The 15,556-nt window shown below is 37.2% G+C and carries 16 protein-coding genes; all 16 read right to left on the bottom strand.

From position 1 onward, the window contains the following. Positions 1-5: 5 nt before the first annotated feature. Complete coding sequence (locus tag L6W14_RS03130; RefSeq protein WP_237899325.1) at positions 6-341, bottom strand: DUF8042 domain-containing protein; 336 nt, start codon at positions 339-341, stop codon at positions 6-8. Next, positions 338-3,226 (bottom strand): 6-hydroxymethylpterin diphosphokinase MptE-like protein, encoded by a 2,889-nt coding sequence (locus L6W14_RS03125; protein ID WP_237899324.1) that lies wholly within the window; start codon positions 3,224-3,226, stop codon positions 338-340. The genes L6W14_RS03130 and L6W14_RS03125 overlap by 4 nt, the downstream gene beginning before the upstream one ends. A gap of 135 nt (positions 3,227-3,361) precedes the next feature. Continuing rightward, positions 3,362-4,600: a flagellin N-terminal helical domain-containing protein gene (locus L6W14_RS23140; protein WP_269897325.1), complete on the bottom strand. Its 1,239-nt coding sequence runs from the start codon at positions 4,598-4,600 to the stop codon at positions 3,362-3,364. A 204-nt stretch (positions 4,601-4,804) separates the two neighbouring features. After that, the gene (fliB, locus tag L6W14_RS03110) at positions 4,805-5,965 is read right to left on the bottom strand and encodes a flagellin lysine-N-methylase (protein ID WP_237899323.1); all 1,161 of its coding nucleotides are present in this window, start codon (positions 5,963-5,965) and stop codon (positions 4,805-4,807) included. 77 nt (positions 5,966-6,042) lie between these two features. Further along, positions 6,043-6,264, bottom strand: a complete 222-nt coding sequence (gene csrA, locus L6W14_RS03105; protein WP_237899319.1) for a carbon storage regulator CsrA — start codon at positions 6,262-6,264, stop codon at positions 6,043-6,045. Beyond that, a complete protein-coding gene (gene fliW, locus L6W14_RS03100) occupies positions 6,264-6,704 on the bottom strand; it encodes a flagellar assembly protein FliW (RefSeq protein WP_237899317.1) in 441 nt (146 codons plus the stop codon). Before fliW ends, csrA begins: the two co-directional genes overlap by 1 nt. A gap of 31 nt (positions 6,705-6,735) precedes the next feature. After that, positions 6,736-7,302, bottom strand: coding sequence for a DUF6470 family protein (locus L6W14_RS03095; protein ID WP_237899315.1), 567 nt, complete (start codon positions 7,300-7,302; stop codon positions 6,736-6,738). Positions 7,303-7,395: 93 nt separating this feature from the next. Further along, positions 7,396-8,322, bottom strand: a complete 927-nt coding sequence (flgL, locus tag L6W14_RS03090; RefSeq protein WP_237899314.1) for a flagellar hook-associated protein FlgL — start codon at positions 8,320-8,322, stop codon at positions 7,396-7,398. 25 nt (positions 8,323-8,347) lie between these two features. Next, positions 8,348-9,910, bottom strand: a complete 1,563-nt coding sequence (gene flgK, locus L6W14_RS03085; RefSeq protein WP_237899313.1) for a flagellar hook-associated protein FlgK — start codon at positions 9,908-9,910, stop codon at positions 8,348-8,350. A gap of 16 nt (positions 9,911-9,926) precedes the next feature. After that, positions 9,927-10,427, bottom strand: a complete 501-nt coding sequence (locus tag L6W14_RS03080; protein ID WP_131522738.1) for a flagellar protein FlgN — start codon at positions 10,425-10,427, stop codon at positions 9,927-9,929. 27 nt (positions 10,428-10,454) lie between these two features. Beyond that, a complete protein-coding gene (gene flgM, locus L6W14_RS03075; RefSeq protein WP_016994952.1) occupies positions 10,455-10,715 on the bottom strand; it encodes a flagellar biosynthesis anti-sigma factor FlgM in 261 nt (86 codons plus the stop codon). 121 nt (positions 10,716-10,836) lie between these two features. After that, positions 10,837-11,250, bottom strand: coding sequence for a TIGR03826 family flagellar region protein (locus L6W14_RS03070; protein WP_036076801.1), 414 nt, complete (start codon positions 11,248-11,250; stop codon positions 10,837-10,839). Between the two features lie 77 nt (positions 11,251-11,327). Further along, a complete protein-coding gene (locus tag L6W14_RS03065; protein WP_237899312.1) occupies positions 11,328-11,918 on the bottom strand; it encodes a ComF family protein in 591 nt (196 codons plus the stop codon). Continuing rightward, positions 11,915-13,300: an ATP-dependent helicase ComFA gene (locus L6W14_RS03060; RefSeq protein WP_237899311.1), complete on the bottom strand. Its 1,386-nt coding sequence runs from the start codon at positions 13,298-13,300 to the stop codon at positions 11,915-11,917. The genes L6W14_RS03065 and L6W14_RS03060 overlap by 4 nt, the downstream gene beginning before the upstream one ends. Positions 13,301-13,344: 44 nt before the next feature. Beyond that, positions 13,345-14,187, bottom strand: a complete 843-nt coding sequence (locus tag L6W14_RS03055; protein ID WP_131522742.1) for a DegV family protein — start codon at positions 14,185-14,187, stop codon at positions 13,345-13,347. Between the two features lie 747 nt (positions 14,188-14,934). Beyond that, on the bottom strand, positions 14,935-15,480 hold the full coding sequence (locus tag L6W14_RS03050; RefSeq protein WP_004227588.1) for a DUF3225 domain-containing protein: 546 nt from the start codon (positions 15,478-15,480) through the stop codon (positions 14,935-14,937). Positions 15,481-15,556 lie beyond the last annotated feature (76 nt).

The raw sequence follows: 15,556 nt of genomic DNA, 5'->3' as shown, positions 1-15,556 counted from the left end.
GCTTATTATTGTATTATTTGCACTTCTTCTTCAAAGAATGGTGTGATTTCATATTCAAATAAATCTGCTACTAACACCCAATCTTTTTTACTCAATCCTTCATTAATTTCCGTTAAAAACATTTGAATTTGCTCTATAGGAAAATTAAGTTCAATATTATGTTCCTTCAACAATGGTTTTAACTCCATCAACCATAACATACCTTCAGAAAAATCTTGAATAGCTAATAGTGCTTCATCATGCTTCCCAGCTGCTAATTGTTCTGCTATATACTGTGCACCGTGGGGGATATTGTAAATATACTCATTATAACTTGCAATCACTTCTTGTAAGTCTGTCATGAACGTGTACCTCTCTCTTCGATTTCTAATAATACTTCTTGTGTATAACGTCTAGCTTTCTGGAATACCACTAATAATTTTTCATATAATGCTTTACTTTGATTATAAACACGCTCATATGTCTGTTCTAGTGTTTCATTTTTTCCTTTCTTATAATCTTTACGCGTTTCTAAAATAATAAGGTATATGACACTATCTAGAAGTACTTGATCATACAATTCAATTAATTTCTCGTCAATTTTATCTAGCTTTTTGAGAACAGGTTTTGTAAATTGAATGTTAGATTTCTTTTCCCTTAATATCGAAAGTGCTCTTTGAAGTTGATGTTCCAATTGACGATATACATCCATTTCATCTTCAAAGAATTTTTTTAATTGCGTTAAAGAGACTGTTTGTTTCTCATAGCTGGCATCTTGCAATTCTTTCGTTTGTAAAAGGTCCGCATACTCCTGACAAAAATCTTGGAATGTTTTTTGCGGCATTCCTTCAATTTTACTGCCACCCTCTGTACAGTTATAAATGACATGGTTGTTTTTTAACACTTCATAAATTTCCTCGAATTGCTGGCGCATTGAATTAAACGTTAAATCTGTATAAACTTTATCTCCATTATACCCTTCTACTTCATAAGCATGATTTCTAATTAGCCAATTTTCATCAATTTCTACATACCCAGCATTGTCTGCTGCATGTGTTTGATTATTTGTAAATGCTAAATCTTGTCCAATTAATGCGACAGGACCACTTGAGATAAACGTAGCAACATGGAGCGCTGTATGTGCACAGCTCCCCCCATTGAGCATAATCGGTATTTTAATCCCTAACTTTTCCTCGCAATAATCTAAAATTGTATCTTCTATCCCCATACCATAAAAATACAAATTATTTTGATACTTCTCAGTTATTTTGTAATGGCTACTAAGCGCCGTAATTAATTTTGATTTTCCTATTTCTAGGTTTTTAAAATGCAAATCATAGTTAATTTGTGCACCGTCAATTGTCAAGACATAATCTGGTTCAATGCCTGCTGCAAGTAAGGATTTAGTCGTAGAACCTGCTGCGATAATGACAACTTGATCTGCAATTTTCTTTAGTAAAGGAAGCTGCTTTGTTAATGATGGCCCACCTGAAGCGACAATAACAGGCTGTGTATAGCGTTTATATAAACGATTCAAGCTTTCTGCACCATTCAAGTATTGAAGATTACGGCGAACATTTTGTTGCCAAATATCACTAAAGAAACTAATCGTATTTCTTCTCATTCGATCTGCTAAGTAGCTTTCTTTCACAATTAAATTTATATTGCGCTGCTCCATCGGAAACAATTTATCATAGTTAGGAGAACAAATTAATTTCATATTTGTATCATATTCATTGTGATAAGCTCTAACCTGCTCTTGGAACAGTTTTTTATTAGAAATGACTGTCACACCTTCAACAGTCATTGTTTTTTCAATGCCACTCATGGCAGGCTCGTAAACGAGTAATGGGGCATCCTTTAATTTCGCTTTTAACGCTTGTGCAACATAGCCATAGCCATAGCCGAATAATACATGTAAATAATCTTCTTCGATTTCCTTTTCAGCTATTTTTTCTGCCTCTTTTATAGGGTCATATTTACTATGTAATAAATAACCACCTAATGCAATCGTTGGAGAACCAATTTTTGTATCGATATATTCTATTGTCGGTTGTTGTTGTTTTATTTCTGCAATAATATTTTTCGATTTCAATGTATAGTCTTCCAAAGCCTTTGTATTTCGCTTCGTTTGTTTTGCCAACTCATCTAGTGCTACATCTATATTCACATATCCATCTTCTAACTGAAAGAGTGGTAACCCATAACGATAATCTACATGGATTTTCGTATTAGCACTCGTAACTGTATAGCATAGTTGGCGTTCATTTATATTATGATGTTGGGGTTTCTTTTTTAATACATACTTTACAAGTTCAAGGAAATCAGCATCCATACCGTGATTTGTCGATTTAAAAATTACATTATCTACTTTTGTATTGTCAATAATTTCAAATTGAACGTGTTGTAACTCGCTTAAACTTTTTTTCTTATCCGCCAGATTCACTAAATTATCTGTTGTGCCGTTAGCTGAATAAATAAATGCCCCATTTTCAAAATTTTTATAAAGTTGGTGTAACGTTAATGCCTCTTGATCTTGAATAATATCCTTTGCTAAGTAATTGAAGGAAACACATAATTTTTGTGTATATAGGCATCTCTCATACTTTAAATACACTGGGGAGACCCACGCTGCTAGATCAACAATATGAGAAAACAAATGCGGCACTAAGCGGTTGCTAAGATGCAGTAAATAGGCCCCTTGCGATTGTCCAAATCCGATAATTCGCTGTTCATTATATTGAAAACCATTTTTAGTTAAAACAACTTTAACAGCTTCAATAGCGGTTATAATGTCGATTGCCTGCATATAACTCATATCCGCAAATTCATCTAAAGTTTCGTCTAATTTTGCATAGACAGGAAATTCTGCATCTTTATTTTGCAATAATGGTATTAAATTTGATGAATCATTTTGGATTTGTGCAATTTCATGATCTAAAAATATTTTAGCTAAAAAAGCAGTTTCATCGTTAAATGTAAATCTGTCAACGCCTTGCATAAAACGATTCCCAAAATAATCACATTGTATTGTCACTACATTATATAAATCTGAAAATTGACTCCGCATTTTTTTATAAACGTTAGAGTCGATATGTCCACCAAAACCAGGAGCAAAAATAAAGAATCCGGTTTCCTCGTTCGTCCCTTTTTCAGGTAGCGCAAATTCGATTCTTAACTCTCTTTTATTATAGCCATTCCATATTGTATGGTGTGCAGGAATAATGATTGATTCTAAATGTGCCACCTTTTCTCTTCTCCTTCACGTTCCTAATTTTTTATGTATTAATGAATTAAATTCACCTTACTACCCTATGTATATCGGTTATTTCTTATAAATATAAAGAAAAAGCCTTCAAAAAGAAGGCTTTTTCTAAATTTCTTATTGTAATAATTGAAGAACACCTTGAGGTTGTTGGTTTGCTTGTGCAAGCATAGATTGTGCTGCTTGCATTAAGATGTTGTTCTTCGTGAAGCCCATCATCTCTTTTGCCATATCAGCATCACGGATACGAGATTCAGCATCTTGTAAGTTTTCAGCTGATGTACCTAAGTTTTTCACTGTATGTTCTAAACGGTTTTGTACTGCCCCTAAGCGAGAACGCTCAACAGATACTTTTGTCACAGCATCATCGATTTTCTTGATTGCTGCATCCGCATCTGCACGAGAAGTAATTTCCATTAAATTTTTACCTTGATCATCTGTTAAATTAAGACCTTTAAGACCCATTTCAGCAATATTTACTTCAATGTTTTGACCTGTGTTTGCACCGATGTGGAATTTCTTACCTTGGTACGTACCATCTAATAACTTCATGTTATTGAACTCAGTTTGTTCAGCGATACGATCTACTTCATTACGTAATGCTGATAATTCTTCTTGAATTTTACCTACGTCTTTATTTGCTACAGTATCTTTATTCCCAGCACCTTTACCTGAAATAAGTGTTGCTGATGCTTTAAGTACAGCTGCTGATGCATTGATGTTATCAGCTGAGCCTTTAAGTTCTGCTGCTGACTGTTGAAGTACAGCTGCTGAACCATTAATTGTCGATGCTGAACCGTTAAGTGTTGCTGCTGATGCTTCTAAAGCTGCTGCTGATGCAAGGCTTCCCGCTGCTTTCATTGCGTCAGCTGATGCTTTTTTAACTGTTGCTGATGCTGTTTTTGATGCTGCTGATGCTGCTTTTTTTGAAGCAGATTGTGATTTAGTAGCTGCTGACGCTCCCTTACTTGCTGCTGATGCTGTTTTTGATGCTGCTGATGCTGTTTTTGCTGCTGCTGATGCTGCTTTAGTAGCATCATCACCGCGCTCATTCGTTTGAGTAGATGCTTGAACAGCTAACTCACGCATACGTTGTAAAATTGCGTGTGTTTCTTCTAACGCACCCTCAGCAGTTTTGATTAATGAAATACCATCTTGTGCGTTTTTAGAAGCCATTTGTAGACCACGGATTTGTCCACGCATTTTTTCTGAAATCGCTAAACCTGCTGCATCGTCTCCAGCACGGTTAATACGGAAACCTGAAGATAATTTCTCAAGGTGTTTACTCGTATTTGTAGTATTGTTTGCTAAGTTACGGTGTGCGTTAAACGCTGCAATGTTATTTTGAATTCTCATTTGGAATTCCTCCTTGAATGTTTTTTATTTCCACGTCCTTGTGGTTGTTTGGAAACAAAGCGTTTTTCAACTTTTTATTTCCCACAATTTCTATATCGACATGCTTTTAAAATGTTTAATATATTTAATAAATTATTTTATTAATTTATTTCAAACTTCACTACTTCGTCAAACATAGACATTCATTTATATGGTGATCGAATGCTAGTCATTTTCTCTCTCCAATATACTTTTCATTAGTTTTCTAAAATCCTTATTATTTTCTAATGTCTTCGTAAAAGATTGGATGAATTTTAATACGATTTCCTCCGATAAGCCTTGATGATAACTTCCCAAACCTATTAACGTACCTTTAATAAATAAAAACCACATAAACAATTGCTCATATTCCTTCACAAAGCTCATTTGACTTTGTGGTAAGCTATTTTTAAACACATAATTCACTAAATAATTTTCTAAAATATAGTCTTTTTCTTCAAAGAAAGGTTTGTAATAGTTTTGTACGGACTGTTTGTACAAAGCAACTGACTGCTCTACTGTATCCCCACCATTTAATTGTAAACCTTCTTCTAACTGTGCGATACATTCATCGAAACGGCGATTAAATAGCTCATATTCTTTTTGGAATTCTAGAAGGCGGTATATAATATTAATCATTTCTTCATCGCTTGGTAAATATTTGTGTATACCAAAAGACGCTGCACGATTTAAAATATCGTTACATTCGCTTATATAAAGAGGTAGCCGCTGTTCCCAGTCACCCTCTTCAGTAGTTTGCATTTTTCTCATGAATATTCCTAATACTAGTAAACGAGATTCAATGGAAGCTTGGCGATTTTGAAGTATTTGAATAACAAATATACGCATATCCCAAAAACGACTCGTCACATCCGGGTATGCAAATAGTGTATGTTTAGCAAATTCATCTTCCATCATCACAAAGTCAATGCCATCTGGATTTAACAATATTAATCTCGCAGCTTCAGGGCATGCTACACTCAAATCTCTTTCTACACGCTGCTCGATAGCTGAAATTTGTCTTGGAAAAAATGTACATGTATCACACAAAAAATTTTCTCCGAGCTCAATAAAAATGTTACATAATTTATCTTCATTTAAAAATGAACAGTTCATATTTTCGTCTAATTTTATTTTAGCGTAGTTACTATCTGATGGGTTTGCGCGCTCTCTTGTTACGTTCGTGCGTAAATCTTTAGCAATCGATCCACTTGTTACTTTTCGATACATTTGGAAAGTGCGTTTATCAACACTTAACTTCCATCCCGCACAGCAAGTATCCTCACACGCTGGACCTATACAAGAGAATTTTTCAAAATAAGTAGGCTGCAATACTTGTTTCTTCATTGTTAATCCTCTTTCATTTAGTATTTACCACACAAAGAAACACCCGAAAGAAATCTTTCAGGCTTCCTTTGTCCATATTATTTATATTTTTTTAATTGATCTAATAAATCAACATTTAATACTAATGCCTCTTTGTTTTGTCTTTGAATATCTTCGAATATTTCTTTACGATGGATGGTTACTGCTTTTGGAGCGATAATCCCAAGCTTTATTTGTTCTCCTTCAACAGCTAATATTTTTATTTCAATTTGATCACCAATCATAATAGATTCATCTTTTTTCCTTGATAATACGAGCATTATTTATCCCTACCTTTTAACACTGGGATTGGATAGCGCAGCGGATAATCTTTATCGTGTAGTACTATTTGTTTACCAAGCTTTTTGTTATTATTCATAACGATTGGTGCTAATAAATTCAATGTAGATTGTTCAAAGGGTTCTTTGAATGTAATGATTACATAAGCAACTACATCCTCTTCTTTTTCAATTTGTAGCTCCTTTTTATCCTCTTCACTTATATCAAAATGATAATCTATTTTAAAAGCATAAGGAAACGCAAGAATAAAACTAATTTCTGCACACTCTATTGATTGCAATAGGATTAATGGTAAATCAACATCCAGAGGGAGAAGAACAAATTTCTTATACTCCTCTAAGCCCATTAAGCCATGTTCAAAAACTAATATATCTTGTTCCGCAATTTCTATTTCCCCCAAAAAAATCGAATTTATTTTCATTATAGAAACCCTTCTTTTGTGTATTTTCTCTTTAACGAAGAACATCGATATCAACACGTGGTCTTTGTATCATTGTTCCTGTTATTTTACCAGGTGTGTAAGCATGTATTACTTTGTTTACTTGTACATTAATTTGTGGATAACGACGTGTAATATTTATGTCTAGTTTGCCAGGGTGATAATTCGTTTTCACTGAACCGACAGAAGGAACAAATTCAATATTATATGGACCTGCTCTTTTTGGACCATGATTTTGTTTAGCGATTTGTTGAATAACAGCGCCTTCTTGACCTTTACCAGCACTTTCTCTCATTTGTCGTCCTTCTTGCATTCGGCGCACAAGACCTTTTGCAGCTTCGTTCTTCCCCTCCTGTGCATAGCGCTCTATCATTTCACCAGTTGGAAAAAATCCTAAATCTCTTCTTGCATCCGAAGAGTCAATTGTCAATTTACCTGGTGTTGTACTCATTTCAAGAATTGCAGCTGGCTGAGAAATAGATAATTCAGCTGAAGGTTGTTTAATGTATTGGATAGGATCCTGTTTTTGCCAATCCATTTGAATATCTGTTGTGCGAATTTGAATTTGTGGCAATTTCATACGCATCACATCTTTCTTAAAATATCTAAATTCATCATTTGGATAATCGATTAATTCATCCTATATTACTTTTTAAAAGAGCTTTAGTCGATTTTATCTAATAAAATCGACTAAAGTCTGCTGAATAATTTTTGCTCCTACGGATAGAGCTGCCTGGTGAATAGATTCTTGTGTTACCATATTGGTAATCGTTTCAGGGTATTCTGTATCCTCGTTTAGCGACATTTGCTTTGTGGCATGTTCTTCACCAATTTTCAAACGATTTCCCATCAGTTCAACTCGATTTTGACGTGCTCCAACATCAGCTTGTAGTTTCAATGTCTTTTCATGAACACTATCTAGTGCCGGGATTGTTGCCCCACCACCATCTGTTACTTGTAAGCCAAGTGCTGCGCTCACTTCATCACTTGTTTTAGTATCATCATCTAAAGTAGCTATCACATGAGCCATAAAGTCATCGAGTTCCCCGAATAACTCAGCACCTGGTGTATTCACTGACATTCTAATTCCGTCAAACACATCAATCTCAATATTTTTCTCTTTTCCCAATGTTGTAATAGCTGGATTTTGTGGACTTATTTTATCCGTATAGAGCGGCTGATCTACATGTGTACCTGAAAAAATATAATTCCCAGCAATTTGTGTGTTACCAACATCTCGGAGAGACTCCTTAATTTGTTTCATTTCTGCATTAATTTTTTGACGTTCCTTCCCATTTGTATCATTTGCAGCCTGGACAATCAGTTCCTTGACACGGGTTAATGCAGAACCAACTTCATTAAATGCTGAATCCGTTGAATCCAACCATGAATTCGCTGTACTTAGATTACGTTGGTATTGTTCGTTTTTACCGAGATCTACACGGTATCCCATGCCCACCACTGCTGCAACAGGATCCTCAGATGGTTTGTTGAATTTCCTACCAGAAGTCAACATATTTTGATAGTTGGACATTTTTCCATAGCTGTTATTTAAATTCCGTAACATGTTATTAGATAACATGGATTGTGTAACACGCATCGATAACTCTCCTTTCAGGTAGCGATTATAGTCCTACTCGTCCCATTCCATTAATAATTCTGTCTAGTGTTTCATCCACTACGGTAATCATACGTGCATTAGCATTGTATGCTTGTTGAAATGTAATCATATTGGTCATCTCTTCATCTAAAGAAACTGAACTCATCGCAGCTCGATTATTAGCGATTTGTAAATGTAATGCCTGTGAGTTCTTAAAATTAGTTTCTGCCTCTTTTCCTTTGACAGCTAAGTCCCCTGTTATTCCTCTATAGAAGTTTTGGAATGTGGCTTGGCCTAAATTGGCATTTGTCTTTGACTGTAACTCTGCTAATTTAAGCATATTTTTATTATTACCAGATTCACCTGCTGTATCAGACGCAGCCACTTCTTCTGGTTTTGTAATTACTATTTTAAAATCACGGGCTGTTGTACCACTGAAAAAATCACGATTGCCAACAGTGTCGTTTAGTCCAAAACCTGCTCGATGAATCGCATTAAATTCGGTAATAAATTCATTAGCTAACTTATCCAGATTAGCTATCATTTCGGAATAGAGTCCTTGTCCTGTGCCATTATTATAACTGTGACCATAAGCTTCGATTAACGCTCGAAAACCCCCACCTTCTTTATGCAGTTGACCAAAGCTAATAGTAGAAGGACCTACCATCGGATCAGTTGGTGGTTCCCCAATATCAGAAATTCTAAACTCCAAAAACTCTGCAAAACTTCCTGTTGCTGGATCGTCTTCTTCACCATCTATACGATTACCGTTTCTATCCACAGCAGCAAGTGTTGCATATTCCCTGCCGTTTACTAAGGTGATTGGTGGACTACCATCTGATGGTTCATAGGTAATTGTAATAGTACCTTCTGCTACATCGTTTGCTAACCCACCAGATTTTTCTCGTTGGATGGACACAGGCAATTTTTTATTTAATTCATCTACCAACAAGTCCCGTGCATCATATAAATCATTCGGCACATTGCCATTCGGTTCAACCTCTTCAATTTGCTTATTAATATGAGCAATTTGTTTAAGAAGCGAGTTGACGACGTCTGTTGTAACCTTTATTTCATTCCCGATATTCCCTTGAATCTTCTTTAATTGCCGATCCATATAATTGAAGGAGTCTGCAAGAGTTCTTCCTTCAGCAAGCAACACCTGACGCCCAGCCATTAATTGTGGATCTTTAGTAATATCTTCCATAGATTTCCAGAAATTAGTGAATGCCTGGTTAATTCCATATTGAGAGGGTTCATTCATTACATCTTCTATTTGCGAGATAGATTTTACTGTGGATTCCCAATAACCTAGTCGATTTGTTTCCTGACGATACTGGCGATCAATAAACTCATCGCGAATACGTTGGATAGATGTTGCTTCGACACCAGTCCCTAGATGGCCAGGATAGTAAGGTGAATTTAAACCAGCCGTTGGGAAACCTGGTGTAGCTTGCATATTTACTCGTTGACGAGAGTAGCCTAATGTGTTGGCGTTGGAAATATTGTGACCTGTTGTATATAAAGCAGTTTGCTGTGTGAAGAGGCCACGTTTACTAGCTTCTAAGCCCATAAATGTTGAGCGCATTTTTCTTCCTCCCTTGTTATGCTTGTGAATCGAAATATGATTTTTTAGCTATGGTATTAGTTCCACGTACTTCGTTGCTGGAATAGTTCATTTGCTCTGTACGGGGTCTTACTGCATCTAATGTTAGGTTGACGACTTGTAAGGATTGGAAAACAAGTTTTTGATTTAGATCATTTTGTTTTCGTAGGTCATTGATAATTTGCATTAAACGTTCGCGAACTGCTGATAGTGTTGCTTTGTCAGCTTGTTGTTCAGCAGCCTCGATGACATCCGCGACAGTTGTTTTGTCAGATGAAGCAAGTCCCTTTGCTTCAAGGTAGTCCGTTACCTGTTTCTGACGCTGTTGCTCGAGCTTATCGATGGCCGCTACATGTGCCTGCTCGTCCTTGAGCAATTGGTCTAAAGCTTCGATATCGCCACTTTTAATAATTTCTGTTTTTTTAAAGGCTAGTTCGAGTAAGCTTTTATGCATTCTCTCTAGCATTGTTAGTGTAGAACTAATTGCTTCTACAGACATATCGTTATACACCCTTTCTGCTATTCCCTAGAAACGATAATATTTCAGCATATCCTCTGCCACTTTACGAGCGTCTACTTTGTATTCACCAGAAGCGATATCCTTTTTCAATTGTTGAACATGGTTTGCTCGCTCTGTACTGTATGTTGAAACCCCTTGCATTTCCTGCGCAGCCTTTGAAATTTCAATTTTATCGGCGAAAGATGCCTTGTTTGTATTTGATTTTGCATTGCGTACTTGGTTTTTATAGGCGTTTACTGCATTAACTCCATAAGATGTAATTTTCATTTCAATACCCCCCATCTCTAAATCCTATCTTACTATTATTTCGGATTGTCTCACATAATGTTAAGTTTTCACATAGAAAAAAGTGTGCTAATTTTGTTTAAAATTAACACACTTAGCGTAATTAACGTTTACGATCTGAGTGATAGGTTACACGGTCACGTTCTTCAACACTTTGGCGAAACTCTTTGGCAGCTTCAAATGTCCGTAAGTCTGCTTTTAATTCATCTTGACATTTCGAGCAGAGCTTTCCTGTAGTCGTTAGATGACCACAGTTATCACATGGATAACCTAGGTTTGGAAACATAGCTGGCTGTAAACGGCCTTTACGAACCCATTTAAACAGTAAGTCTTTATCTGCCCCCGTTGCTTCCACAATTCGTTCTACTGTTGCCGCACGGTTTTCACGTTTACGTAAGAAACGATAAACGATTTGATAAAGCTCCTCCTCTGATTGTGCACACTTATGACACACTTCTCGGACTCCCGTATAATTAAAAAATTCATTACATTTCGGACAATTACGAACCTCTGCCATTGGCCTTCCTCCTCTTTCTAGAAAACTTATCTACGAATGCTGTCTCATTAACTATTATACATAATGTATTGGTATTTTCATCCTTCAATTAATGTGAAGTATTGGACATTTTTAGCACCCGATTGCATTAAAACCTGTTCAGCATGCTGTAAAGTTGTCCCCGTAGTTTTTATATCGTCAAAAAGAAGATAATTTTTATGTTCGACTTCTGCACCCTCCTTTAAGCGAAAAAGTGGAGCTGCTTGTATACGTTGCTCTCTATTTTTGGAGCTTTGGGTTTCTGTCGTTGTCTTTTCTAATAATTGTATAAAAGGAATATGCGCTGCCTTTAATAGTTCATCCGTATGCGAGAATGTACGCTCCTGTTGTTTGAGAGGGTGCATTGGAATGGGTAGAATTATCGCTTTTTCTTTGGTGAGACGATTATGAAGCTCCTGCCGAAATACCTTTGCAAGAGCCACATCTTGAAGAAACTTTAACTGGTGTAAGTAATCCTTCATCGCCTCATTATATTGATAAAGGGATGTAGCAGATTGAGAAGGCACAAAACGAGCAGCACATCTTTCACATATAGTCGGCGAGAATTGCTTGGTTAGAATCATTTTCCAGGAAATAGTTATTTTTAACGGCTGGGTGCACATTAAACAATGAGATTCTATTTTATTCATTCAGAAAATCCCTTCTTATTATAAAATTGAATTTTTGCGCATGCCTCATCCATCTCTGCCGTGATGCCGTGATGAAAGAATAAGACCTCCCCATCTGGAAATTGAACATCTCGTCCAACTCGGCCTGCAATCTGAATGAGGGCATTGGCGGTAAATATCAATGATTCTGCCCCAATAACAGCCACCTGTACTTTGCTGATTGTAATGCCTCTTTCTAATATCGTAGTGGTTAATAAGCCCGGAACTTCTTTATTTCGTAGCTTTAACACCTTCTCCTTCCGCTCAGGGTCAGCTGCATGTACAGCTAATATGTCTTCATTTAACTCTTGAACAAGAGGTGTTGCACGTTTCATTAAATCAATTGTCGGGAAAAATAGTAAAAAGGGGTCCTTTTGATGTAAGCGCTCCTCCACCCACTTTTTTAACCTTTTAGGGATTTTACCTCGCTTGAAGCATTTTTCATAGCCCCATAAAGAACGCACTTGTGGGACTGGTAATGGATGATTATGATAGCGTTTTGGAATAAAAGAGTAGCTTTCTTGCTGGAAAGTATGGCGTAATGCTGCTGATGGGGTTGCTGTCACAAATACCAGAGGAGCCTTTTCCTTTTTAGCCTTTTCTACTGCTCTTTGTAGAGTTTCATCAAATGTATAAGGAAAAGCATCTGCCTCATCTACAATAATGACATCAAATGCCTTGTCAAATCGGTAGAGCTGATGGGTCGTTGCTATAACAAGCTGGGCATAGCCATTTTGGTAAGGAGCTCCACCGTATAAAGCATGAATAACTGTTTCAGGAAAAGCCTGTTGAAAGCGTGGATACAGTTCTAACACTACATCTGTTCGTGGTGTAGCAATACAAACACGTAGCCCCCGCTTTAATGCATCATACACAGATGGGAAAAGTATCTCTGTTTTGCCTGCACCGCAAACTGCATGAATTAAATGGGATCGTTTTACTTTCACACTTGCCAAGGTTTCATTAGCTGCCCGTTGCTGGAGTTCAGTGTATTGCCCGGTCCATTTTAATGAATGCTTGTTAATTTTTATCGTCTTGGGACCTGTCCAAATCATCAATCGTGTACAACTACTGACTCTCCCCATCTTAATACAGTGTCGGCAGTACACACATTGTTGCTGACATTTTGAGCAATCGAATTTTATGAATAGGTGCGGATCTGTATTGTGGCATCGATTGCATTTTATAACTGGCTTCATTTGAATTCCTTCTATTATACAGACGTATTTTCGCTGTATTGCTTTCTCAATATCTTCAGATGAAAATGGCGAATGTTCTTTTAACCAAATGCGACCTTCATGAAAATCACGTAATGCTGGGGGCAACAACCAACCCCTATATCTCATCAAAATCTCCCCTTTCATAGAAAAAAGCCTCTACTTTTGCTGTAGAGACTTCTCACAATTCGTTATTTTTTTGTCCATCCTAATCCCATCGACCCTTCACCTAAATGAGTACCAATAACAGGACCAAAATAGCTCAATTTAAAGTTTACGTTTGGGTACGTTTCGGCTAATTGCTCTAGCCATTCTTGGGCTTCAGCAGGGCAATTGCCGTGAATGACAACAGCGTCCATCGCTGCATACTTTTTTGCATCCACTGCTAGCAATTCTTCTGCACGCTTTAATGCCTTTTTACGTGTTCGGATTTTTTCGAAAGGTACAATTACCTTATCCACAAAATGTAAAACAGGCTTTACTTGTAATAAGCCACCGATTAATGCAGCTGCAGAAGATAAACGCCCACCACGCTGTAAATGTGCTAAGTCGTCTACAATGAAGTAAGCACGAATAGACTGCTGCATGTCCGCTAATGCTGCAAGTATGTCTTTTGCTGAATGGCCCTCTTTCGCCATTTCCGCTGCTCTTAATACGTAAAAGCCCTGAACCGCACAGGATATTTCACTGTCAAAGGCATGAACATTAATGCCTTCCACCATTTCACCAGCCTGTACTGCACCTTGGTATGTTCCACTAATACCACTCGATAAATGGATGGAAATTATCTCATCGTAATCCTTTGCTAGCTCTTCAAAAAGAGCCACAAATTCTCCAATTGGAGGCTGTGTTGTTTTAGGAAATTCTTTAGCTCCACGCACCTTATCATAAAATTCAGATGCTGTGATATCTACTTCTTCTGCAAATAATTGACCTGAGATATTAACACTTAAAGGTATCATATGAATGTTTAAGCGTGCACGTTCCTCAGCTGTAATATATGCAGTACTATCTGTTACGATTGCCGTCCTCATCCATGTCCACTCTCCTATAATTCTTAGTTTACAATCTATTTCTACTTGGTGCAATTGTTGTTCGTTGTTGTTGCTGGCGCTTCGCTTTCGCACAGACAAAATCTTGTTGTTGCTGGCGCTTCGCTTTCGCACAGACAAACCTGTTGTTGCTGGCGCTTCGCTTTCGCACAGACAAAATCTTGTTGTTGCTGGCGCTTCGCTTTCGCACAGACAAACCTGTTGTTGCTGGCGCTTTGCTTTCGCACAGACAAAATCTTGTTGTTGCTGGCGCTTCGCTTTCGCACAGACAAACCTGTTGTTGCTGGCGCTTCGCTTTCGCACAGACAAACCTGTTGTTGCTGGCGCTTCGCTTTCGCACAGACAAACCTGTTGTTGCTGGCGCTTCGCTTTCGCACAGACAAACCTGTTGTTGCTGGCGCTTCGCTTTCGCACAGACAAACCTGTTGTTGCTGGCGCTTCGCTTTCGCACAGACAAACCTGTTGTTGCTGGCGCTTCGCTTTCGCACAGACAAAATCTTGTTGTTGCTGGCGCTTTGCTTTCGCACAGACAAAACCTGTTGTTGCTGGCGCTTTTGCATAAATTACGGAAAACAAAAAGAAATGAATGTGAAATGAATGACGAACGCCGGATTCCCGTTCTCGCCCTTCTTGAGTTGTGCTAGTAAGCAGCTTTCATTTCACATTCATTGTCTATGTATAATAGGCATATCTTCACTCAATTGTTATGTTGAATGAAGATAGCTTCTGTTAATTTCCTGTACTTGACTGTGAGTCATCGCCAATATAAAAGACACTCGTCACTTTCCAATCATTGTCCTCTTTCACAAAGACTGTTACCTGACGTCCTGCACTTTCATGTTCGACATTTGTCTCAAGCTGAAGTGAGTGCATTTTCATGTTGGCAAAAACTTGCGCCTCTTCTGATTCATACTTTGCAATTGTTACATTTTCTACTTCACGCTTAATATCAAATTGATCAAATACTTCTGATGCATATGTTTTTTCTTCATCGTATTTAAAACCTTTTGGGTTTTTCGAGATTGTATTCATATAACGATCAATTTCTTCAGCATTTAATGCAGCAATATACTCATCAAAAGATGCTAAAATCGCCTTTTCATCTTCCGCTGGTACATTATCAGCCTTTTCTACGTTTCCACCCATCATTTCAAAGCCAACTGTACCATCCTCTATTACTTTATCTCGTTCTTCATCACTCATCTTCTCATCTTTATTACCACAGGCAGTCAATACTAATAAGATTAGAACTGCTAGAAAACTTTTCTTTAACATCAAAAAACCTCCCGCGCATATTGTAGCATATAAATGCTTTCGTAGGAATTTTGTTGTGCATTTTCAACATTTAGGT

Origin of the sequence: Lysinibacillus sp. ACHW1.5, assembly GCF_022014815.1 — a bacterium.
Taxonomy (GTDB): domain Bacteria; phylum Bacillota; class Bacilli; order Bacillales_A; family Planococcaceae; genus Lysinibacillus; species Lysinibacillus capsici.
This window is presented reverse-complemented; position numbering and strand designations above follow the sequence as displayed.